Below are 22,138 nucleotides of genomic sequence, written 5' to 3' on the forward strand. Positions count from 1 at the left end.
GTCTCCAGTCAGGTAGCCATGGCCGGCAGACTAGAGAGGCAAACCCCGATAAAACTTGACCCCGATCAAAGAAGCCCTGGCGCCCCTGGGCCTATGCTTGTACTGCCTACCTCCAACGAGGTAGCGCCGAAAAACCTCTAAACCCTTTGTTTATCAGGGCCTTGTCAAGTTTCTCAGCGCCATCGCGAGAAATCTGACAGTTGCAAACTCTTTAGAGGTAGAGCGCCAGGGAAGGCTGCGAAACGATCAGCTGCAACACCCTGGAGTGCTCCATGTACCGCTTTACACTCATCGCCCCCGGCCGCCGTCCATGATCGGCTGGCTGCGCAGCTCGTTGCCCGCGCGCGCCGGCCTGGCGGTGATCCTGATTGCCGTGCTGGCCCTGGCCAGCTCGCTCAGCGCCGGCCTGATCGCCTGGTTCAGCCAGGGCGATGCGGCGGCGATCAATACCGCAGGCTCGGTGCGCATGGAGACCTACCACCTGAGCTGGAAGCTCGCCGCCGGTGCCGAGCCTGCCGAGCTTGAGCGCATCCGCGACAGCCTGCAGCAACGGCTCAACAGCCCGGCCCTGCAAGCGGTGCTCGAAGACGGCAAGAACCTTGAACTGCAGGCCAGCTACCAGCGCTTGCAGCACTACTGGCAGCACACCCTGTTGCCAGCCTTGCAGCGCGGCGACGCCGCCACGTTTCAGGCCAGCACCCTGCCCTTCGTCAACCAGCTCAACCAGTTTGTCAGCCTGCTGCAGCGCCAGAGCGAGCATAAGCAGGGCTGGCAGCAAGTGATCCAGGGCGCGGCGCTGTTCACCACCATGATCGTCCTGCTGTTCGGCCTGTACGAGCTGCAGTACAACGTCATCACGCCGCTCAAGGAATTGGTCGACGCCACCCAGCGCTTTCGCCGTGGCGAGTTCCAGGCGCGGGTCAATCATCAGTCGGCAGACGAACTCGGCGAATTGGCCACCCGCTTCAACGCCATGGCCGAAACCATCGAACACTCGCACCGCACGCTGCAAAGCCAGGTGCAGCAAAAAACCCTCAACCTGCAGCAGGCCAATGCCGCCCTTGAACTGCTGTACCAGAGCAGCCGCAGCCTGGCCACGCGGCTGGCCAACGCCGAGGGCCTGGATGAGCTGATCCGGCGCTTTCAGCAGCGCTTGCCGGGCCTGCGCCTGTCGCTGTGCCTGCAAGGCCAGTTGCAGGCCCCGGCCCAGCAACTGCTGGCCCTGCATGGCGCCGCCAGCCGCAAGATCTGCGCCAGCAGCGACTGCGCCAGTTGCCAGCGCCACCAGCGCACCCTGCGCCATACCTTCAGCATCAGCAACCAGGGCAGCACCCTCGGTGAATTGAAGGCGCACTTTATCGACGGCCACGAGCCGCAAGCCTGGGAAACCGAGCTGATCCAGGCCCTGGCCAACCTGATCGGCACCTCGCTGTCGCTCAAGCGCCAGCGCGAACAGGACCATCGCCTGGTGCTGCTCGAAGAACGCGCGATCATCGCCCGCGAGCTGCACGATTCGCTGGCCCAGGCGCTGTCGTACATGAAGCTGCAGGTCAGCCGCATGCAAACCCTGATGCGCCGTGGCGAGCCGGTGGCAACCCTTGAGAACGTCACCGCCGAGCTGCGCGAAGGCCTGAACAACGCCTACCGGCAGTTGCGCGAACTGCTCACCACCTTTCGCCTGCAGATCCATGACGCAGGCCTGGTGCAGGAACTCAAGGACACCGCCGAGGAGTTCTCCCGCCGGGGCGAGTTCCAGGTGCACCTGCACGTCGACAGCCTGGCCTTCGAGCTTTCGGCCAGCGAACAGATCCACATTCTGCAGATCACCCGCGAGGCGCTGTCCAACTGCCTGCGCCATGCCCATGCGCAGAACGCCTGGCTGCAATTGCGCCAGCACGGCGAGCAGGTCTGCCTGTCGATCGAGGACGATGGCCGTGGTTTCAGCGCCACCCACGACCTGCGCGAACACCACGGCCTGAACATCATGGACGAGCGGGCGCGCAGCCTGCGCGGCCAGTTGCAGATTGTTGGCCGGACGCCGCAAGGCACCCGGGTACAGATGGAATTTCGCCCGGAATTTCTCGGGCACTTGAACGAAGGTAACCCTGTATGAACCCCTCCCCGCGCTACCGGATACTGCTGGTCGACGACCACCCGATGATGCGCCATGGCATTCGCCAGATGCTTGAACTGGAAGACGACTTCGAGATCGTCGGCGAGGCCAGCCACGGCGAACAAGCCCTGGCCCTGATCGCGCCGCTGCAACCTGACCTGCTGCTGCTGGACAACAACATGCCGCAGATGAACGGCATCGAAACCCTGCGCCATCTGCGCAGCCAGGGCTTTGCCGGCAAGGTGCTGCTGTTTACCGTGTCCGATGCCGAAGACGATATCCGCGCTGCCCTGCGCCTGGACGCCGACGGCTACCTGCTCAAGGACATGGAGCCCGAGCTGTTGATCCAGTACATTCGCGATGCCATGAACGGCGCCCTGGTGATCAGCCCGGGGCTGACCCGGGTCATGGCCCAGGCCCTGCGCTCACCGCCGCGCCAGGCCGACGTCGAGCTCACCGAACGCGAACGCCAGGTGCTGAAAACCATCGCCAGCGGCTACAGCAACAAGGTCATCGGCCACAAGCTGGGGATCACCGAAGGCACGGTCAAGGTGCATGTGAAGAACCTGCTGCACAAGCTCGGCCTGCGCTCGCGGGTGGAGGCGGCGGTGTGGGCCCTTGAGCATCTGCGCCACAGTGCCTGAGCCGGCGACTGCCCCTTTGGAGGTAGACCGGCAGAGGCATAGGCCGCCGGCGCCACGGGTTCTACCATAGGCGCCAGCGGAGGTACGCCATGCTGACCCACCCTTCTAGCGTTCTGCTTTTACGTCGCCACCACCTGTTCAGCCAACTGCCGGAGAAAGTCTTCGAAGCCGTCTGCAGCCTGGCCATGCTCCGGCGCCTGGGCTGTCATGACACGCTCATGCACCAGGGCGACCCGGCCAAGCGCTTCTTCTTGCTGGTCAGCGGCCAGATCAAGCTGTACCGGCTCAGCGCCGAGGGCCAGGAACACCTGGTGGAGATCATCCAGCCGGGCCAGACCTTTGCCGAGGCGCTGCTGTTCAGCCAGGCGCGCAGCTACCCGGTGACGGCCACGGCGCTCAAGGATTGCCTGCTGATCAGCATCGACGGCGGCCACTACCGCAATGCCCTGGAAGACCAGCCGCAGGTCTGCCTGGCGATCCTGGCGAACATGAGCATCCACCTGCACCAGCGCCTCAAGGACATCGACACCCTGACCTCGGCCAGCGCCAGCCGGCGGGTGATCAACTTTTTGCTGCAGGAGTGCGACCCGGACAGCGGCCGGCTCGAGTTGCAGGTGTCCAAGCGCCTGGTGGCCTCCAAGCTGGGGATCCAGCCGGAGACCTTTTCGCGCACCCTGCACCGCCTGGTGGAACGCGGCCTGATCGCCATGGAGCGGCGCAGCATCCAGATCCTCAACACCGATGATCTGGCCGGCTACACGGGCTAGCCCGCGCGCCGGCGCTGCCCAGAGCTTGCCGCCAGGCCCTTGCCGGCGCGTTCCAGGTTGCGCCACAACCACACCGGCAGCACCTCGGGGTCGAGGCTGTCGATCAGGTTTTTCAGGGTCAGGCCCAGCTCGGTGTCGCCCTCGATCACCAGGCGGCGGCGAAAGAACAGGGTGTCCGGGTCTTCCTGCCGGCTGGCCAGCAACAGGAACTCGCGCCAATTGCCACGAATGGTCACATCGGCCCTGGCCCGCTCGGCGATCTGCAGGCCCTCGCGGTTGCGCGTCAGGTACCAGGTCAGGTCCAGGTCAGGGATGCGCAGGCACAGCCAGCGCCCGCGCAACAGGTCGAACTCGCCGTCGCGCAAGGGCTCGGCCAGGCAGCGGTTGAGCGCCTGCTGCAAGGCCGCGCGCTGGATCACAAAGGGCACCTTGCGCACCAACGGCAGGACCTTGTCGGCGCCTTTGAGCAGCCATTGCGTACGGTTCAGCACAGGCCCACCTCCTCGACCCGCAACATGCCCGCCTGGCCATGCCAGTAGCCGTTGCAGCCGTCGACACAGAGCGGCGGCGCCTCGCCCTGGCGCACCCGGGCAAAGGCCTCGATCACCTCGGCCATGCCCTGGGCGCGCGGGCTCAGGCGCAGCAGGTCGGCGCCGCAGGCTTGCAACCCGGCATAGTCGGCCAGCAGGTTGGTGACTTCGGCGGACATGGTCTGGATGCCGTTGAGGGTGAACAGCGCCTGGCCTTCCTGGCTGCTCAGGGCCAGGCCATCGGGGTAGTTGATGCAACAGAACTGGCAGTCATCCTTGGGCCGGTTTTCCGCCCGCGCGGTAAAGCAGCGCGCCGAGTAAGCCAGCGGCAGGTGGCCATAGGCAAAGACCTCGACCTCGGGCAGTTCACGGCCCAGTTCAACGGCCTGGTCGAGCACCGCGCGAATCAGCGCCGCCGAGCACTCCACCGGCGGCACCCAGCGGATCATCCCGCACTCGAGCAGCCTGGCCAGGGCGTGGCCGTTGTAAAGGTTCAGCGCCGGCCCGGCCACGAACGGCAGCTTGCGCTCGGCCAGGTACTGCACCGCGCCCATGTCGTTGGCCTCCACCAGCAACTCGCCGTTATCGCACAGGCGGCGCAGGCTGGAGAGCTCGGACGCAGCTTCGATCAGGGTCAGGCTCGACAGCACGATCTGCGCCGGGCTGCAGGCCTGTAGCTCGCGGCCCAGGCCCAGCCAGTGGTCGAGGTTCATCGCCCGGCGCTTCGAGCAGACGGTTTCCCCCAGGTAAATCACATCCAGGGGCAAAGCCGACATTTCGCTGTAGAAACGCCCCAATTGTTCCTTGTCCCAGTAGTACAACACGGGTCCCAGGCTGAGCTTCATGTGCAGTCCCTCATTGCCATGATCGATGGTAAGCACCCAGGGTGGTCTGGCTGCCTTCGGACAAACCGGCCAGCACCTGGCGCCACTGCGCCTTGACCGTGAAGCGTTGCGGCGCCAGGCGGTGGGCGTCGAGCGCGGCGCGCCAGACCTGGGTGACCTGCTCGACATACGCCGGGCTGCGCTGACGGCCTTCGATCTTGACCGCCTCGACGCCCATGGCGGCGAGCTCTGGCAGCAGGTCGAGGGTGTCGAGGCTGGTGGGCTCTTCCAGGGCGTGGAAGCGCTTGCCGCCGACCATAAAGCGGCCCTTGCACAAGGTCGGGTAGCCGGCGGGTTCGTCAGCTTGATAGCGGTCGATCAGCACCTCGCTCAGGCGCGCGCTGAGGCCATCGGCATCTTCGCTCCAGCGCACCGCCTTGGCCGGCGAACACACGCCGCACAGGTTCGGCGACTCGCCGGTGATGTACGAGGACAGGTGGCAGCGCCCTTCGGCCATGATGCACAGGCTGCCGAAGGCGAACACCTCGATCGGTACCGTGGTGCTGGCAGCGACCTGACGCACCTGGGCCAGCGACAGCACCCGCGGCAGTACGGCGCGGCGGATGTTGTAGTGCCGGGCGTAGAATGCCAGGGCACTGGCGTTGGTGGCCGAGCCCTGGACCGAGAGGTGCAGGTTCAGTTGCGGGTGGCGCTCGGCTGCGTAGCCGAGCACCCCCGGGTCGGCGGCAATCAGCGCATCGACGCCATGGTCGGCGGCGCGGTCTACCGCCCGCTGCCAGCGCTCCCAACCCAGCGGCTGCGGGTAGGTGTTGACTGCGACATAGAGCTTGCGATTGTGCTGGCGGATATGGCCGACGGCGGCGTCAAACTGCTTGTCGTCCATGTTCAGGCCGGCGAAATGGCGGGCGTTGGTGTCATCGCGAAAGCCGACATACACCGCATCGGCGCCTTGGCGCACCGCGGCTTTGAGCGCAGGCAGGTTGCCTGCCGGGCAGACCAGTTGCATGGGTTTTCCTCATCAAAGAAACCTATCTCCCCTGGCCTGCGCGGTTGACACAAGCCCGGAGCACTGGAAAAAGCGCTGCCAGTCTAGCCAGCGCCTCCAGCAGAACCTTGACGGCAATCAAGGCCACTCACTGCATCAGCTCGGCAAATGACAAAAACTGTACGCTGTCGTGTTTGTGCACCTGTTGCTCGCACTCCACCAGCGCCAGGCCGTCGGCCCAGCAGGCGGCGCTGAGCATCGCCGAACTTTGCTGCGGGTGCAGTTGCACGCTGGACTGGCCGTTGGCCTCGGGCAGCAAGCGCGCCCGCAGGTACTGGCGGCGCTTGTTACGCTGCAGCCAGTCAAAGCCCGCCGGCAGCGCCACGGGCCGTGGCAGCACGTCACGCACGCCCTGGGCGCGCAGCAGCAAGGGCCTTACCACCACCAGCGCGGTGATCAGCGCCGCGGCCGAGTTGCCCGGCATGCCGATCCACGGCCGCCCCGCCACCTCGCCAAAGGCCAGGGGCTTGCCCGGCTGGATCGCCAGGCGCCAGAAATCGACACGGCCCAGCGCCTGGATGGCTTGCTTGAGGTGATCTTCCTCGCCCACTGACACGCCGCCAGAAGTCAGCAGCAGGTCGCACTCGGCCGCCGCCAGGTTCAGCGCGTGCTTGCTGGCCGCCAGCTCATCGGCCATCACCCCGTAGTCATGCACCTCGACACCCCAGCCTTGCAACAGGGCCGTCAGGCAATAGCGGTTGCTGTTGTAGATCTGCCCCGGGGCCAGCGGCTGGCCGGGTTCACGCAGCTCGTCGCCGCTGCTCAGCAAAGCGACGCGCAAGGGCCGATGGACCTCGACCCAGGCCAGCCCCGAGGCGGCCAGCAGGCCCAGCTCCTGGGCGCGCAGGCGCTTGCCGGCCTGCAGCAGCAGATGACCTTCGCGCACCTCTTCGCCGGCCTTGCGCACATGCGCGCCAAGGCTTGCGGCCGGCAGCCAGACCTGCTCGCCGTCAACCCGGCACAGCTCTTGCGGGGCCACCGTGTCGGCGCCTGGCGGCAAGGGTGCGCCGGTAAAGATGCGCACCGCCTGGCCTGGCTGCAATGCAGTACTGGCCTGCTGGCCGGCAGCGATGCGCCCGGCCAGGGTCAGGCAACCGCCCGCCGCAGGCAGGTCGGCGGCCCTGAAGGCAAAACCGTCCATGGCGCTGTTATCCCAGCCCGGCAGGCTGCGCGGGGCGTGGATATCGGCCGCCAGCACCCGGCCCAGGGCCTGCTCCAGCAAAACCATCTGCGCCGCCGGTGGTGGCGGCGCCTGTTCAAGCAAATGGCGGATGGCCTGGTCGACCGGGATCAGCTTGCCGCTGTCGCACACACGCCCGCTCATGGCCGCGTCCCACAGGCGTCGATGGCCTGCTCGGATTTAGCCTTGAGATGCGGGGCGAAATTGCACGGACCGGTGCGGCTGTCGAGCTGGCTGTCGAGAATCTGCGTCCAGGCCGTGCGACAGGCGCCGGGCGAGCCCGGCACGCAGCACACCAGCACGCCATTGCTCATGCCGGCCAGCGCGCGCGACTGCAGGCTGGACATGCCGATTTCGGCCAGCGACACCTGGCGGAACAACTCGCCAAAGCCCTCGACGTGTTTGTCCAGCAACGGCAGCACCGCCTGCGGGGTGTTGTCGCGGGCGGTAAAGCCGGTGCCGCCGGTAGTCAGTACCACCTGCACCTTGGGGTCGGCGATCCAGCGCGAGAGCGTGGCGCGGATCTGGTAGATATCGTCCTTGACCAGGTCGCGCTCAAGCAGCACATGCCCGGCCGCCTGCAGCAGGTCGACAAGGGTCTGCCCCGAGCTGTCGGTATCAAAGTTGCGCGTGTCGCTGATGGTCAGCACAGCGATGTTCAGGGGTTCAAACGTGCGTTGCGCCAGATGGGCCATGGCCTGGGCTCCGGTGAGATAGGGATGGGCCCAAGCCTGAACCTAAAGCCTGGGCGAACCTATTCCTCCTTGGAGGTATCTCTTCGGGTTCAGGGCGCCAGGCGCTGGCGCGTCCATTGCCCGCCCTGATGGCGGTAGTCGAGGCGGTCGTGCAAGCGGTCGGCACGGCCTTGCCAGAACTCCATGCGTTCAGGCCTCAGGCAGTAGCCGCCCCAGTGCTCGGGGCGGCGCAGGGGTTGTTCGACGAAGCGGCGAATGGTCTGCGCGAGCATTGCCTGCAGCGCGTCGCGGTCGGCCAGCGGCCGGCTTTGCGGCGACGCCCAGGCGCCCAGGCGGCTGGCTTCGGGGCGTGAATCGAAGTAGGCATCGGACAGCTGCGGGTCAAGCCGCGCCACCGGCCCTTCAATGCGAACCTGGCGCTCCAGCCCCGGCCAGAAGAAAGTCATCGCCGCATAGGGATTGGCTGCCAATTCCTGGCCCTTGGCACTCTGGTAGTTGCCGAAGAAGGTAAAGCCCTGCTCGTCAACGCCCTTGAGCAGCAATACCCGGCAATGCGGGCGGCCAGTGGCGTCAACCGTGGCCAGGTGCATACTGTTGGCCTCCACCGGCTCGCGCTCGGTTTCGCGGGCCTGTTGCAGCCACTGGGCAAAGAGGCTCAGAGGCTCCAGCGGCGCTTCGGCTTCCTGCAAGCCACCGAGGGTGTAGTTGCGACGCATCTGGGCAAGGGACAACGGCATGGCGGTGAGCTCCTGTTTAGTTGTGCGCAGTCTGTAAGCAGCGCCCCGCCCGCACCTTGACCGCCATCAACGCCAGCGGCGTTACTTGAGGCGCAAACGCCTGGCCAGTTTGTGCAGGTTGCTCGGGTCGAGCGCCAGCAGCCGCGCGGCGCTGGCCCAGTTGTCGCCGCTCAGGCGCAGGGCCTGGGCAATGGCCTGGCGCTGGCAGGCGTCGACGGCTTCGCTCAGGGAACTGAACGCCAGCGCCGGTGGTGCCCCCTGCTCTGCCACTGGCGCGGCTGCCGGCGCACTGTCGAGGTCGAGCACCTGCGGCTCCAGGGTAATGATCAGGTTGCGGCTGCCCTCGCGGCTCAGCTGCTTGAGCGCGGCGCGGCTGATTACATGCTCAAGCTCGCGCACATTGCCCGGCCAGTGGTAAGCCAGCAGCGCCCGCTCGGCCGCCGGCGACAGGCGCAAGCCGCGCAGGCCCAGGCGGGTGCGGTTGAGCTCAAGGAACTGCCCGGCAATCATCAACACATCGTCGCCGCGCTCGCGCAGCGGCGGGATCGGCAGCGGATACACCGACAGGCGATGGTAGAGGTCGGCGCGAAACAGACCGTCGCGGATGCTGTCGGGCAAGTGCCGGTTGGTCGCGGCGATGATGCGCACATCCACGTGCAGCGGCTTGTCGGCGCCCAGGCGCTGGATCTCGCCGTTCTGCAACGTGCGCAGCAGCTTGGCCTGCACGCTCAGCGGCAGTTCGCCGACTTCATCAAGAAACAGCGTGCCACCGTTGGCCGCATCGAAGCGCCCGGCGCGGTCGCTGCTGGCGCCTGAAAACGCACCTTTGACATGGCCGAACAGCTCGCTTTCGGCCAGGGATTCGGGCAAGGCCGCGCAGTTGACCTGGATCAGCGGCTTGTGGCGGCGCCGCGATAAACCATGCAAGCGGCGGGCGAACAGCTCCTTGCCGACCCCGGTCTCGCCCAGCAGCAACACCGGCAGTTCGGCGTCGGCGAGCAGTTCGATCTCGTTGAGCAACTGCTGCAGCACCGGGCTGTGGCCAAGAATCTCGCTCGCTTCCAGCGGCGCACGCAGGTCCTGGGGTTCGCTGCGCGACAGGCGCAGGCTGCGGTTTTCCTGCTCCAGGCGGGTGACCCGCAGGGCCGCTTCGATCTGCAAGGTGCAGCGTTTGAGTTCATCGCGGGCAGCGCTGTCGAAGGTCCCCGGCTGCAACGCATCGAGAGTGATCGCACCCCACAGTTGGCCTTCTACGTAAAGGCTGACGCCCATGCAGTCGTGCACAGCCAAGGGCTCATGCAGCGCGCTGTCGAGCAGGCCATCGTAAGGGTCCGGCAGGCGGCTGTCGGGTTCGAACCAGGTTGGCTCGCGCGAAGCCATGATCGCTGCCAAGCGCGGATGCCGGGCGATCACGAAGCGCCGGCCGAGGGCTTCGTGGACCAGCCCGACGCTGGCCTGCGGGCGCAGGCTGTCGCCCTCCAGGCGCAACAGCCCGACCGCGCCGCAGTTGAAGTACTCGCGCAGGGTTTGTACCAGGCGCTGCAAGCGCACGGCATTGGGCAGTTCGACGATCAGGTCGGCGGCCAGGCTTTCACGCAGCATGGTAGTTATTACCCTCTATGGTTATCGCTACCCGCAGGCAGGCGGGTAGATTTCACCACAAGCCCGGCGCCAGACCTTGATTTCGGGCAAGTAAAGCTGGCATGGGCGATGCAATCACCCTGGGACACTTTGCCAGCAGAGCAGGCCCCCTGATGAACCCGACCGAACTGATCGCCCATATCCTCACCCGCTACCACGATCGTCACCGTGAGCAACTGCCGGAACTGATCCGCCTGGCCCGACGCGTCGAGCAGGTCCATGGCGGCCACGCCCAGTGCCCCAACGGCCTGGCCGACCACCTGCAGGACATGCAACAGGAACTTGAAGGGCACATGCTCAAGGAGGAACAGGTGCTGTTCCCGATGTTGCAACGGGGCATGGGTCGCCAGGCGGGTGCGCCGATCCAGGTGATGCGCATGGAGCACGACCAGCATGGTGAGGCGCTGGAGCGTTTGAGCTTGCTGACCGACGACATCAGCGCGCCGGAAGGTGCCTGCAACACATGGCGTACCCTGTACCGTGGGCTGGCGGAATTTCGCGAGGATTTGCTGCAGCATATTCATCTGGAGAACGATGTGCTGTTCGTCAAAGCCCTGGCTTAACGCACTGGCCTCATCGCGGGGCAAGCCCGCTCCTACAAATGGGTCTGTGTACGCCAAACCTGTGGGAGCGGGCTTGACCCGCGATCGAGCGCGCAGCAGTTGTAATCCAGGCAAGGGCCCGCCTGAGTACGGCGCAGACTAATGCCAATAGAACATCGCCTTGGCCAGTACCACGATCACCAACATATGGCCAAGAATGCTGCAGCGAATCCAACGCGCACGCCCCTCGCTCAAGCGTCCGCGCTTGAGCCAGTACGCCAGCAACAGGTAATGGCCAATGATGCTCAGGGCCAGGACGATCTTCAGGCTCAGCAGACTTGCAAAGCTGCTGGCCAGCGGCTGGCTCAGCGCCGCGCGGTGATGCCAGGCCAGGCCAAGCCCCGCGCCGTACAACAACAGCACCACACCATGCAGCACCTTGCGTGAACGCACCGATAGCGCCTGGTCTACCCCGGCCAGCGCCGCAGCCGGCACGTGGCGGCGCGCCGCCTGCCAGATGAGCAGTTCAAAAAACAGCGTGCCGATAAAGGCGATGGCTGCCAGTAGATGAACCACCAACAAATACGGATACAGCATCCTTCGCCTCCAGGCGCTTAACCAGGGTGCCCGTCGACCCGGGCGCGCAACAGCATCGGCGCATAGCGCCAGGCATACAAGGCAAACGCCAGCACCCAGCACACGCCCGCCAGCCACAAACCGCCCAGCGGCAGCCACAGTACCAGCAACACCCGGCTGACCCCGGCCAGATTGAGCAGGATGAACGCCAGGGTCATCCCCGCCGGCGGCTGCAACGCCCGCCCGGTATGGCCAAGGCTGACCCGGGCGATCATCGCCAGGATCAACCCAGCCATGGCGCCGATGGTCAGGCAATGCACCGCCAGGCTCGGATTCAGCGCCACGCCGAAATGCCACAGGGCCATGCCCAGGCAGGCCAGCACCAACCAGGCATAGGCCAGGTGCAGCGACCACAGCAGCGGCACCCGCCACAGCCCGTGGTCATACCAGCGCCACAGGCGTAGCCCGTGGCCGCACGCCAGGGCAGCAAACAGCGCGCCGATCCCGGTATTGGTGGTCAGCGCCGGCCCCGCCGCATACAACAGCGCCACCAGTGCCGAACCCGCCAGCAGCAGCCCGTCGAGCCACGGCCAGGGCACTACCGCCGCGGTGCGGCCCAAGCCGCGCTGGGTGAAGAACGGAATCACCCGCCCGCCAATCAGGCCCATCATCGCCCCGACCAGCCAGATGCCGCCGAGCACGCCCTGGCGCTGCCAACCGTCGTGCTCTTGCACCAGGCCATACACCGACAGGCCATCGACCGCCGTCAACAGCAGCAACACCATCACGATCGGGTAATTGCGTTTTTGCCGCACCTGCCACAGGGTGCGCCCCATCAGCACCGCCACCAGCAGCGGGAAGCCCAGTTCCAGCAGCGCCAGCAACGGCCAGGGCGCATTCACCAACCATGCTACCCGCCCGGCCAGCCAGAGCAACGCCAGGCCGGCCAGCGGCTTGCCGCTCAGGCCCGGCTGGCCGGTCCAGGTCTGCACCGCCGTGAGCACAAAGCCGGCAATGATCGCCAGGCCAAAACCGAACACCAGTTCATGCCGGTGCCAGGCCAGCCAGCCGCCGGCCGGCTGCCAGTTGCCCAGGGTGCCGTTCAGGGCCGCCAGCCACAGCGGTATCGCCAGCACTGCCAGGGCACAGCCCGCGAGGAACAACGGGCGGAACGCCAGGCGCAACAGCGGCGCGATGGCCAGCGCTTTACGCCGATCAAGTACTTGCATCAAGCCTCTCCTTACCTTGTTCCCGACAGCTCAGCGTGACCCGTCGGACTTGAGCAAGGTAGTGCAAGAGCCATGCCCCTCGCGGTTTGCGGGGCGCGGGCTCGGCCATGGGCTGAATTCGGGGTAACAATGACCCTGCCATGGTTGTTTCTACCCTTGTCATCCAGGGTATTTTCGACCCTCAAAAGAATAGTTGGCCAGGCTCAAAGACCGGCATCGTGATCGACCCATTGCTGCTGTTCGAACAGCTGGCAGATGGCATCCACGTTCACCCGCCCGGCGGGCAATATGCTGATGTGGCGCGCCGAGACCTCCACCAGCCCTGTCCGGCGCATGGCCTCCAGCTGGCGCCAGGCACTGGCGAAGTACTGGCGAAAATCCACGCCGTAGCGGGCCTCGATGGCCTCGATATCCAGCTCCAGGTCACAGGCCAGGCGCTCGCTGACGCCCTGGCGCAGTTGCTCATCGGCCTCGCAGCGCCAGCCGCGGCACGTAGGCAACTGATCGTTGCGCAACGGCTGAAGGTAGTGCGTCAGGGTCAGGGCGTTCTGCGCATAGAGCGCGTCGAACTGGCTGATCGCGCCCAGGCCCAGACCGACATGGTCGCAATAGCCGTGACGGGTAAACCCCTGGCAATTGCGCCGCAGGCGCCCGCGCTCCTGGGCGATCGCCAGGTCGTCGTCGGCGCGCACGAACTGGCCCAGGCCGATGTGTTGGTAACCTGCAGCCAGCAACTGGGCAAAGCACAGGCGCCGCATCAGCGCTTTGTGCTGCTCGCTGCAGGGTGCCTGCCGGGCACATTGGGCGTAGCGCGCCGGCGGCTGGCTGTAGTCGAAAACTTGCAGGCGGTCGGGCTCAAGCTCGATCAGGGTGGCAAGCTTGCGGGCAAAGCTGTCCGGGGTCTGCCAGGCATGGCCATAGCCGAGGTCGACACTCACTGAGCGAAAATCAAAGGTGCGCGCGGCATCGATCAGTGAATGGATCGGCGCCGGGTTCTGCCAGTCGGCAGCCGACAGCACGCCGCCCTGGCCACAATCGGGCACACCGATACTGACCTGGTTGAAACCCAGGTCGCGCAACAGCCCCATGGTCGCCCACCGGGTGTGGTGCAAATCGACTTCAACAGCGTAGTCACCCAGTTCGTGTGGCAAAAAACTGAAGCGTTGGCGCAGTTGCTCCATCAACCGCTGCAACACCTCAAGGCCTGGAGTGGCACCGCTCAACCGGAACTGCTCGATGCTCTGGTCGGCCCCCAGGTGGCAGCCGACCAGGGCGATCTCCCGTTGCAGGCCGCGCAGGTAGGCGTCCTGCTCCAGCTCATCGAGCCCGGCCGCCAGTTGCACGCTTAGCGACAATGGCCGGTGCTGCTTGCGGCTCGCGCGCAAGGCGCGCAACACGTCCAGCGAACCGATGCCGGTGTGGAACCTGCGGGTATCGGCATGCCCGCCGGGCTCGCCCGGCCATTGCCCGTGCACGCTGACGGGCTGCGGGTGGCGATGGTGTAAATCAGGCATGGCGGGCTCCCAGGCGGGCTGCGGAGCCTCAGTGTCTGCCCTGAGCGGCGCACAGGCCTTGATTTGCATCAAGCGCGGCGCGGGGCGCACGGCTATGACTCATCATCGACCGCCAGGCCGCGGCGCGCCTCGAGCAAGGTCCTGGGCAAGGCAAACCCGGCGAAACTGCGCTGGGTCACCGGGTTGTTGGCCTTCTGTACCTCGACCCGGTAGCGCATCAGGCCATCGGCGACGGCAAAGGTCAGATCGACGCTGGTGTCGGTGCGGCCGTTGAGCTGGGCGCGGCTGAGCAGGCGAAACAGCGACCAGGGCCCACGATAGCTGAGGCTGGCGGTGTTACCGCTGCTGTTCACCAGCGTCAGCTGGCTGGCACTGGCACTGCCCAGGTCATTGGGCCAGACCAGCCCGGTGCGCTGCGGCGCGCCATGGCGGTACGGGACCAGTTGGCCATCGATGCTCAGCAGGCTGCTCAGGCGACTGCTGCTCAAGGCCAGGGGTTCGATGCTCAATTGCACTGCCAGGTGGCCGCGGTTGTTGAAGAAGGTGTCACGGATGCGTTCGGCATGCTGCAGTTGCTCCAGCACATCGCTGCGCACCAGGTAGCCACCCAGGGCATCGGAGTACAGGGCGTCGAGGTTGTCCTTGAGGAATACGCTCAGGTACTGGTCCTGAAACTGTTGCAAGCGCCCCTTGGGGCCGAAGAAGCTCTCGAAGTCTTCCAGCGAGGCATCCTCGCCAGCAGGCCTGAACGGGTAACGATTGGCCAGGCGCTCATGGTAGAAACTGTAGACCTCGCTGTCCCAGCGCTTTTCCAGCTCGCCCAGAGCGGCGATCATCAACACCTGCGCGGTCTGGTCGGCAAGCTTTCTGGCCTGCTGGTTGAGCGGTTCGGGCAAGCCGGCGGCGATCCGCTGCAGGTTGGCAATCGGGTCGGCGGCGCCCAGCGAGAAGCGCTGCAACACCGCTTTCAATGCCGCCTTGCCCGGGTCGGGGCTGTCGTGCACAGCCTTGGCGTAGTCGTACACCGCACTGACCGCACGCAGGGTTTCGTCATAGTAGGACGGCCGGTCAGCCTGGGCCGTGATCAACTCCGTCAGGCCGGAAAATGCCCGGCGGATCGCCACCGCCTGGGGCGGCCCATCCGTAGCCCTTTGCGCACCGGCTAGCGGCTCAACTTCGGCCACCGGCAGCGATGCAAAGATCACCGTATTGTCGCGCAGGGTTTCCAGCAGGCGGCGCACCGGTGCGCCAGGCCCGGTCACCTGCTCCAGCACCGCCACGCCGTGGCCCAGGTCACGAAAATCGACGATCGAAACCTGGTTCAGTGCCCGGCGCCAGCTGTCCACATAGTCGGCGTGGTACAGGGCGCGAACGCGCTGGCCGAGCACCTCGCGATCATGTTCGGAGTAATCCAGGCGCTGACGCTCGCCGAGTACCCATTGGTCGATCATTGCCAGCTCGATGAGGTTACGGCTACCCGACTCGAAGTAAGCCTTGTAGCCTTTGGCCGTGAGCAGCGGAGCCAGTAACAGGCTGTCGCCCTCACTGGCGGACGGCACCTGGTAGATGATGTCAAAGGCCGGGCCCACTTCGCTGCGCAGGTCCAGCGCAGGCTGCAGACGCGCCTGCGCCTGGCGCTTGAGAGCCAGATAAACCCGCTCGGCCATGGGCCGCTGACGCAAGGCCTGTTGCACCTGGGCGATTTTTTCGTGGTGCTGCGCCAGATCGGCGTCGGCGTACTTCAGCGCGTAGTCGAGGTGGCGCATCAGGTCGGCTTGCACCTGCCCCTGACCGGGGTAGGCGCGCTGCCATTGCCGAGCTGCCCACTGCTCGACAATGGCCGCCTGGCGATTGCCTCGATCTTCAATCATGCGGTACACGCGCAACGCCTGCAGTTGCTCGTCACTGCCGGTAGGCGCGGCGAAGACAGCTTCCAGGGCGCGGCTGGCGATGGCCGGCAAAAAGCGCTTGGACAGCAGCTTGAGGTAGGCTTCGTCCACCGTCGGGCCAATCTTCTTGCCCTGGTACAGGCCCATGTCGGACAGCAGCGGCCAGGCCTGACGATAGTCGCCGTACACCGACACCGCGTCACGAATCTGGTCCAGCGGCGCCAAAAGATTACGGCCAGTGGTGTCGACCTTGGCATCGATATCCCGTGCACTGAACTCCTGGCTTTTGGCCAGGACGCTGGCCGCCTTGTCACGGTTGACGCTGAAGTACAGCTGCCACAGCCCCACCGCCAGCAAGCAGCCCAATGAAGCGACGGCAAACCCGGCAAGCAACAGCCGGCGCTTGCTGCGGGCGACCTTGATGTTGTCGCCGGCCAGCCCCGCCTCCGGGTAGATGACGCGCTGGAACAGCTGCTGGGCGAAATAGACCACCTTGCCGCCGGCAGGCTTTACCTCGGCTGCCGGCGACGGCAATTGATAGGATTTGCCGGCCTCGTCGACGAAGGCGTTGCTCAGCGTACCCTGCTGGTACACCGAGGAAAAGTACACCCCCCGTACCAGTGCCGGCGTGGTGAAGCAGTCACTGCCGAGCATCTCGGCGAAAAAACCCAGCAGTGCCGGACGCAGGCCGGATAACTGGCGCACCAGCGCCACCAGCCGCTGACGCTCGCTCAACGAATGGGCCTGGGCGCAACTGTCGAATACCTGCGCCCCCAGAAGCTCGACAAACCTGTCGTAACGGCTGGCCAGCTCTTGCTGCCAGGCATCGAAGTCGTCCACTGCCGCCAGGCTGAAGGTGAAGCCCAGCAATGCTTCACGCCCGCTCGGCGAAAGCCGGGCAAAGCACTCTTCGAAACCTTCCAGCAGGTCAACCTTGCTCAGGGTCACGTACACCGGCAGGCGGGTGCCCAACTGCCGGGTCAGTTCATACAAGCGTGTGCGCAGCAGGTTCGCCTGGGCCTTGCGCTGCTCCGGCGCCTGGGTCAGCAAGCTTTGCAGGTCAATCACCAGCACCACGCCATTGAGGGCGCGACGGCTGCGGGTGCGGGCCAGCCAGTCGAGCAGGTGCAGCCACAGCCGCTGGTGAGTACCGACGGGGAGCCCCTGCTGAACGCTGTCTTCGCCCTCGGCACTGGCTTGGTGGGGCAATGGCCCTTCAGGCTGGCTGAGCAGTTCGCCCGGCGGGTCGAACAGCACTGCCTCGTCCCCTATCCACCAGTCGATCGGGTACGCCAGATCGGGATCCTGCTGGGCGCTGGCGCCCGCGCGGGTGACCTGAGACAGGGCGAAGCTCTGGTTGGAGCGGGTAATCAGGCTGGTCTTGCCGGCATTCTGCGCCCCGAGCACCAGGTACCAGGGCAGTTGGTACAGCGAGCGGCGGCGCTCCATGTTGTTGAGCAGGTGATCAAGGCTGCGCGCCAACGCCCGCTCCTGGGCCTGTACATGGGGCAGGCAGGGGTCGGCCTGGCGCGCCGCCTGCTGTTGGCGCTCGGCCTGAAACGCCTGGTATCGCCGGCGTACCCGCCAGGCCCAGGCCAGCAGCGGCGCTACCAGCACCACGACACTGGCCGCCACGCGCATGGGCAGTGGCGCCAGCGGTCGATGGTCATTCCAGACCAGTTGCGGGCCCAGCCACCAGATTGCGCCCAGCACCAGCAGCACGCCCAGCAGCACCAGCAACGTCAGTGACCGGTTGAACTGGCGCAGCATCGGCAGCCGCCAACGCTTGAGGTGACTCCAGACCCTATCCATATTTTCGCTACTCCTTGACTGCAGTGATCAGCGGGTCGGCGCCAGAGCGCTGTGCCACCTTCAGGTACAACTGTGGCTCCCAGCCCTGTGCGCTGGTCTCGCGCATCATCCGGGCAACGCCGGCATACAGATCGTCCGCCAGCCACGCCAGACCGCGGGCGGCCAACAGGTCGGCGGCAATCACCGTGGCATAGCAGCGCTGGCGTGGGGCCTGCTGCTCGGCTTGGTGACACCTTGATGCCCGTAAAATAAACAGCCCCTAGTCAACAAAAATCAAGATCTCCTCCGACATATCTGACAGACAAAAGCAAAGAGCCATGTAGGACGCTTCTGATTTCCATCTCGTCTCTTGAGGCACCAAGCCCCACCCACCTAGATTCCCCTGACGCGTCCCCTGCAGCCTCAGCCTCAGGCTCAGAGCGCTACCCCAATCAACGGCAAGGATGTCGACATCAATTCAAGGACCCACGATGGAATTTCACAACCAGACGCCCTTTGCCGCGCTGTGTTTCAGCGCACTCGACCCGCGGGGCAACGAACATCCCGTGGTGGCCATCAAGGTTGGTTATCGCCTGCTGCCGATTGCCGGCCAGCCGGGGCACTGCAGTGCCGAAGTGATGGCTGAGGAACCGGCCCTGCTCTGCGCCGCCGATCGCTACTTCGGTGAACAAGGCCGCAGCAGTGTCTATGAAGAAAGCGACCTGGCGCCGTTCAAACCGCGCTGCGATGTGATCGTCAACGGCCATGCCCACGCCCCCGGCGGCGAACCGGCAACGTCCTGGACCGCCGGCATCCGCTTGAGTGCGCCTCAGGGCGAAACCGCGTGCGACATACTGCTCGACAAACAGCTGCGTTTCAGCGGCCCGCGCTACTTTGAACACGGTCTGTTCAGCGGCTGGCGCCTGTCTGCCGCGGAGCCGGCCACCTGCGTGCCGCTGCGTTGGGAGTATGCCTTTGGCGGCAGCAGCGTGTTGGCCAACCCCGGCTACCCGGGCACCAGCGCCGAGCCCTACCTGCTCCATCAGGTCTGCTACAGCAACCCCCTGGGCCGGGGCTGGATCGAAAAGCGTCACGAAAAACACGCCTGGTCCCTGCAAACGCCACTGCAACGCCTGGCAGCCCCGCAAATCGAAACACTCGAGCGGCCGGTGACCCACCTGCACATCACTCACCACCCGGACGGCGACATCAGTGCGGCCGACATGGCCCAGCTGTCGGCCACCTACGGTTACTGCCCGGCAGGCTTCGGGGTGGTGGGCCGGGACTGGGCACCACGCCTGGCCCTGGCCGGTACCTATAACAAAGCCTGGCAGGCAAAGCCCTGGCCCGGGCTACCCGCCGACTTCGACTTTGCCTACTGGAACGCTGCCCCTATCGACCAGCAAATTGACTTTCTTCCCGCCAGGCTGCGCATCGAACTGTTCAACCTCACGGCTCCAGCCCTGGGCCACAACGGCCAACTCTGCGTCGAACTGCCCGCGCACCGGCCCTTCGTGCTGATGCACCTGCGCAGTGGCGAAGTCCTGGCGCTGCCCCTGTTCACCGACACCCTGCACATCGATACCGATGCCATGACCCTGTCGTTGACGCACCGGATCAGCCTGCCCCGCCCGGATGACATCGAGGCACTGGAGGCCTGCTTCGATGCAGAGCCGTGCGCGGCTGACTGAAAACTCCACGCCATTCCCTCCCGACGCTTTTTCGTTTCTGCGTCGCTTTTACGTTTCTGTGCGACACATCCCACTTCAGGCACTCCCGTACCAGGCCCTCATGGTGGTAGCTTGGAAATGTTTTGTTGCACCCATCCTTTCTCATTATTTGCCTGCAAAGGAATGCCCCCCGCAATGAATTTCGCCCTGAAAAAACTGGCTGCGGCCACCTTGATGCTGGCTGGCCTGGCGTCAATCACCACGCCTGCCTATGCCAACCTCACCCCACAGCAAAGCGCGGCCATTCTCAAGAGCTTCAGCGACACTTCGGTCAAGGACTTCCGCCAGTTCCTCGCCAGCCTGGCGAAAAGCGAACTCGGCAAGGCCGACAAACTCGACCAGAGCATCGCCGCCTTCCTCGCCAACCAGCAGCTGACGGCTGAACAACAGAACGAAATCCATCGCCTGCTGGGCATCTATGCGCGGGTCAAGTACGGCGATGCGGCCACCCAGACCCTGCGTGAGCTGGTGGCCATCCCGACCTTCCGGGTCGACGGCGTCGAGCAGCACGACAACCCCGAGTTCATCAAGATCGCCGAGAAGATCAAAGGTCTGGCCAAGGCTTTCAACCTGAACTTTCGTAACATCGACAACCGTGTCTATGAGATTTCCCTTGAAGGCAAAGGCGATGAAGTGGTCGGCATCCACGCCCACGCCGACGTAGTACCGGTGACGCCAGAGAACTGGGTACTCAAGGACGGCACCCGCCTTGACCCGTTCAAGGTCACCCTGATTGGCGATCGCATGTACGGCCGCGGCACCGAAGACGACAAAAACGGCATCGTCGTGGCGATGTACGCGATGAAGATCATCAAGGAAGAAAAGCTGCCACTGGCGCGCAACTTCAAGCTGCTGGTCGACACCACCGAAGAGACCACCGGCGACGCCATCCCCTACTACTTCGAACGCAACCCCACGCCCAACTACAACCTGGCGCTGGACGGTGGCTACCCGGTGGTGATCGCCGAGAAAGGCTACGGCACGGTCATGGCCAGCTTTGCCCGCCGCGCAGGCGAAGGCAACGGCGCTGAAATCACCACCCTGAGCGGTGGCCTGGCCACCAACCAGATCCCTTCGACTTCGGTGGCGACCCTGGTGACCGACAAGCCCGCCGAACTGGCAGCCAGCCTGCAAAAAGCCGGCGCTGAGTACGTCAAGGCCAATGGCGGCAATTTCGAGGTCGGCGCCAAGGTCGACGGCAAGGATGTAAAGCTGACCGTCACTGGCGTCTCGGCGCACTCCTCTGAACCTGAGTCCGGGGTCAACCCGGTGGCGCGGATGCTCGGCTTCATCAACGGCCTTGATGGCAAGGTTGCGCTCAAACACAACCACATCACCGACGCCGCTCGCTACGCCGCCGACAACTGGGGCCTGGACTACCTGGGCGGCAAACTGGGCGTGGGTTTCTCCGACAGTTTCATGGGCCCGCTGACCACCTCGCTGACCTACGTTGGCCTCGATGACAAAGCCTTGAAACTGGCGGTCAACCTGCGGGTGCCAAAGGGCAAAAGCCCGCAAACCCTGAAGAGCGAAATCGCCGGCAAGCTGGATGCATGGAGCAAGCAGAGCCACATCAGCCCGACCTTCGACTACTCGATCGCCGAGCCGATGTACCGCAACCCCGAGGGCGAGTGGGTCAAGGCGCTGCTGGCGGTTGCCAGCGAGAACCTGGGCATGAAGCACGAATTCGGCACCTCCGCAGGCGCCACCTCGGTGCATGAACTGCCCAACGGCGTGCAGTTCGGCCTGGCCATGCCCGACGTCAAGTACACCGGGCATAACGACAACGAGTTCAAGACGGTGGAGCAGTTCCTTCTGGACCTGCAGGTGGTGACGGAAATGATGGGGCGTGTCGGGCAACTGCCCAAGCTCTGACCCATGCAGCAGGCCCGCTGTTGTGGCGGGCCTGCCTTGCGCAGTTTGTTAGACGCTATCGCACCACTTGCAGGTTATGATCCACCAACGTCCCTCCATGGAATGGATAAAACATGCACAAGCCCCCACCCAGGTCACGATTGCTCAGGGCCGCAGTGTCTGCACTGGCCATCGCCAGCATCAGTGGCTGCCTGACCAGCAAGTTGTACGAGCCGCGAGCCAGCGATGAAGTCTATACCGAGCAGGTTGGCCAGCTCTATGTGACGGCAGACCAGAAGAGCTTTGTGGTGCTGGGCAAAAAGTACCATTACTTCATCCTCGTCGAACCCGCGCTGTTGCAGGCGATTCGCTCAGGGTTGCATGCCAGGATGCAGGCCGAGTTTCTGCCGGTTCACGTCAGCATGTATGAAACCCTGGACGGCGAGTTCGAGCTCAGGATTCCCGGGCTTGCGCAACTCCAGGCACATGAGTTCAACGAGGCAAAAGCGCTGGGCTTTGTGGTCTCAACGCAACAGGACGCCCTGGTGCGTCGCTACAAAATTCAAGGCAGCCGATTCGAGGCGAGAAAGGACATCAGCGCCCTGGAGGGCAACACGCTGAACAGCACCTACACCCTTCAGGTTTCGGCCTACAGGGAAAAGAGCAAGGTCACCCAGGTGCTGCTGACACCGGTCACTGTCACTGCGGATGGCGTGTTGATGATCCTCGCCGTGCCGCTGCTGCCGGTGGCGTTCATGGCGGCGCAACCGTTCCGGGTCAAATAGCACTTGTACAGCCAAGTGATATCATTTTGAC

18 protein-coding genes and 1 pseudogene are annotated in these 22,138 nt (G+C 65.0%); 7 read left to right on the top strand and 12 right to left on the bottom strand.

The annotated features are described in order from the left end of the window. Positions 1 to 310 precede the first annotated feature (310 nt). The 3 genes from ACZ9A3_RS12160 (at position 311) to ACZ9A3_RS12170 (ending at position 3,524) form a co-directional block, all read left to right on the top strand. Positions 311 to 2,113 (top strand): HAMP domain-containing protein, encoded by a 1,803-nt coding sequence (locus ACZ9A3_RS12160; protein WP_476252671.1) that lies wholly within the window; start codon positions 311 to 313, stop codon positions 2,111 to 2,113. Beyond that, positions 2,110 to 2,757, top strand: coding sequence for a two-component system response regulator NarL (gene narL, locus ACZ9A3_RS12165; protein WP_093381868.1), 648 nt, complete (start codon positions 2,110 to 2,112; stop codon positions 2,755 to 2,757). Before ACZ9A3_RS12160 ends, narL begins: the two co-directional genes overlap by 4 nt. A gap of 89 nt (positions 2,758 to 2,846) precedes the next feature. Next, positions 2,847 to 3,524 carry a Crp/Fnr family transcriptional regulator gene (locus ACZ9A3_RS12170; protein WP_258593757.1) on the top strand — a complete coding sequence of 226 codons (678 nt, stop codon included), beginning with the start codon at positions 2,847 to 2,849 and terminating at the stop codon, positions 3,522 to 3,524. On the opposite strand, the gene ubiT is transcribed toward ACZ9A3_RS12170, so the two are convergent. The 7 genes from ubiT to norR form a co-directional block, all read right to left on the bottom strand. Then, on the bottom strand, positions 3,521 to 4,015 hold the full coding sequence (gene ubiT, locus ACZ9A3_RS12175; RefSeq protein WP_476252672.1) for a ubiquinone anaerobic biosynthesis accessory factor UbiT: 495 nt from the start codon (positions 4,013 to 4,015) through the stop codon (positions 3,521 to 3,523). The genes ACZ9A3_RS12170 and ubiT overlap by 4 nt on opposite strands. Next, entirely contained in the window at positions 4,009 to 4,899 is an 891-nt protein-coding gene (locus tag ACZ9A3_RS12180; protein WP_045197999.1) for a U32 family peptidase, read from the bottom strand. The genes ubiT and ACZ9A3_RS12180 overlap by 7 nt, the downstream gene beginning before the upstream one ends. A 10-nt stretch (positions 4,900 to 4,909) precedes the next feature. Continuing rightward, positions 4,910 to 5,905, bottom strand: a complete 996-nt coding sequence (ubiU, locus tag ACZ9A3_RS12185) for a ubiquinone anaerobic biosynthesis protein UbiU (RefSeq protein ID WP_093381865.1) — start codon at positions 5,903 to 5,905, stop codon at positions 4,910 to 4,912. 127 nt (positions 5,906 to 6,032) lie between these two features. Then, a complete protein-coding gene (locus ACZ9A3_RS12190) occupies positions 6,033 to 7,268 on the bottom strand; it encodes a molybdopterin molybdotransferase MoeA (RefSeq protein ID WP_476252673.1) in 1,236 nt (411 codons plus the stop codon). Next, positions 7,265 to 7,819, bottom strand: a complete 555-nt coding sequence (gene moaB, locus ACZ9A3_RS12195; protein WP_476252674.1) for a molybdenum cofactor biosynthesis protein B — start codon at positions 7,817 to 7,819, stop codon at positions 7,265 to 7,267. Before moaB ends, ACZ9A3_RS12190 begins: the two co-directional genes overlap by 4 nt. 89 nt (positions 7,820 to 7,908) lie before the next feature. Continuing rightward, entirely contained in the window at positions 7,909 to 8,556 is a 648-nt protein-coding gene (pdxH, locus tag ACZ9A3_RS12200) for a pyridoxamine 5'-phosphate oxidase (RefSeq protein ID WP_093381862.1), read from the bottom strand. Between the two features lie 81 nt (positions 8,557 to 8,637). Next, entirely contained in the window at positions 8,638 to 10,158 is a 1,521-nt protein-coding gene (gene norR, locus ACZ9A3_RS12205; protein WP_258607056.1) for a nitric oxide reductase transcriptional regulator NorR, read from the bottom strand. A gap of 167 nt (positions 10,159 to 10,325) precedes the next feature. Here norR and ACZ9A3_RS12210 point away from each other — a divergent pair. Then, positions 10,326 to 10,760 (top strand): annotated as a pseudogene (locus ACZ9A3_RS12210) (hemerythrin domain-containing protein); the annotation flags it as partial. 138 nt (positions 10,761 to 10,898) lie between these two features. Here the strand turns inward: ACZ9A3_RS12210 and ACZ9A3_RS12215 are convergent. The 5 genes from ACZ9A3_RS12215 to ACZ9A3_RS12235 all read right to left on the bottom strand — a co-directional run bounded on the left by ACZ9A3_RS12215 (position 10,899) and on the right by ACZ9A3_RS12235 (position 18,015). Next, entirely contained in the window at positions 10,899 to 11,336 is a 438-nt protein-coding gene (locus tag ACZ9A3_RS12215; RefSeq protein ID WP_093381857.1) for a hypothetical protein, read from the bottom strand. 17 nt (positions 11,337 to 11,353) lie between these two features. Next, positions 11,354 to 12,544 (bottom strand): NnrS family protein, encoded by a 1,191-nt coding sequence (locus ACZ9A3_RS12220; protein WP_093381855.1) that lies wholly within the window; start codon positions 12,542 to 12,544, stop codon positions 11,354 to 11,356. A gap of 203 nt (positions 12,545 to 12,747) precedes the next feature. After that, on the bottom strand, positions 12,748 to 14,058 hold the full coding sequence (locus tag ACZ9A3_RS12225; protein WP_258593763.1) for an oxygen-independent coproporphyrinogen III oxidase: 1,311 nt from the start codon (positions 14,056 to 14,058) through the stop codon (positions 12,748 to 12,750). A 92-nt stretch (positions 14,059 to 14,150) separates the two neighbouring features. Further along, positions 14,151 to 17,759 (bottom strand): type VI secretion system membrane subunit TssM, encoded by a 3,609-nt coding sequence (tssM, locus tag ACZ9A3_RS12230; protein ID WP_476252675.1) that lies wholly within the window; start codon positions 17,757 to 17,759, stop codon positions 14,151 to 14,153. A 7-nt stretch (positions 17,760 to 17,766) separates the two neighbouring features. Next, positions 17,767 to 18,015 (bottom strand): type VI secretion system domain-containing protein, encoded by a 249-nt coding sequence (locus tag ACZ9A3_RS12235; protein WP_476253328.1) that lies wholly within the window; start codon positions 18,013 to 18,015, stop codon positions 17,767 to 17,769. Between the two features lie 214 nt (positions 18,016 to 18,229). On the opposite strand from ACZ9A3_RS12235, the gene ACZ9A3_RS12240 reads away from it, so the two are divergent. From ACZ9A3_RS12240 to ACZ9A3_RS12250, 3 genes are all read left to right on the top strand, one after another. Further along, positions 18,230 to 19,429, top strand: a complete 1,200-nt coding sequence (locus ACZ9A3_RS12240; protein ID WP_476252676.1) for a DUF2169 family type VI secretion system accessory protein — start codon at positions 18,230 to 18,232, stop codon at positions 19,427 to 19,429. Positions 19,430 to 19,603: 174 nt separating this feature from the next. Further along, a complete protein-coding gene (locus tag ACZ9A3_RS12245; RefSeq protein ID WP_476252677.1) occupies positions 19,604 to 21,343 on the top strand; it encodes a dipeptidase in 1,740 nt (579 codons plus the stop codon). Between the two features lie 113 nt (positions 21,344 to 21,456). Further along, positions 21,457 to 22,107 carry a hypothetical protein gene (locus ACZ9A3_RS12250; RefSeq protein WP_093381808.1) on the top strand — a complete coding sequence of 217 codons (651 nt, stop codon included), beginning with the start codon at positions 21,457 to 21,459 and terminating at the stop codon, positions 22,105 to 22,107. The last annotated feature ends 31 nt before the right edge of the window (positions 22,108 to 22,138 follow it).

This window comes from Pseudomonas sp. TE4620, from assembly GCF_056279045.1.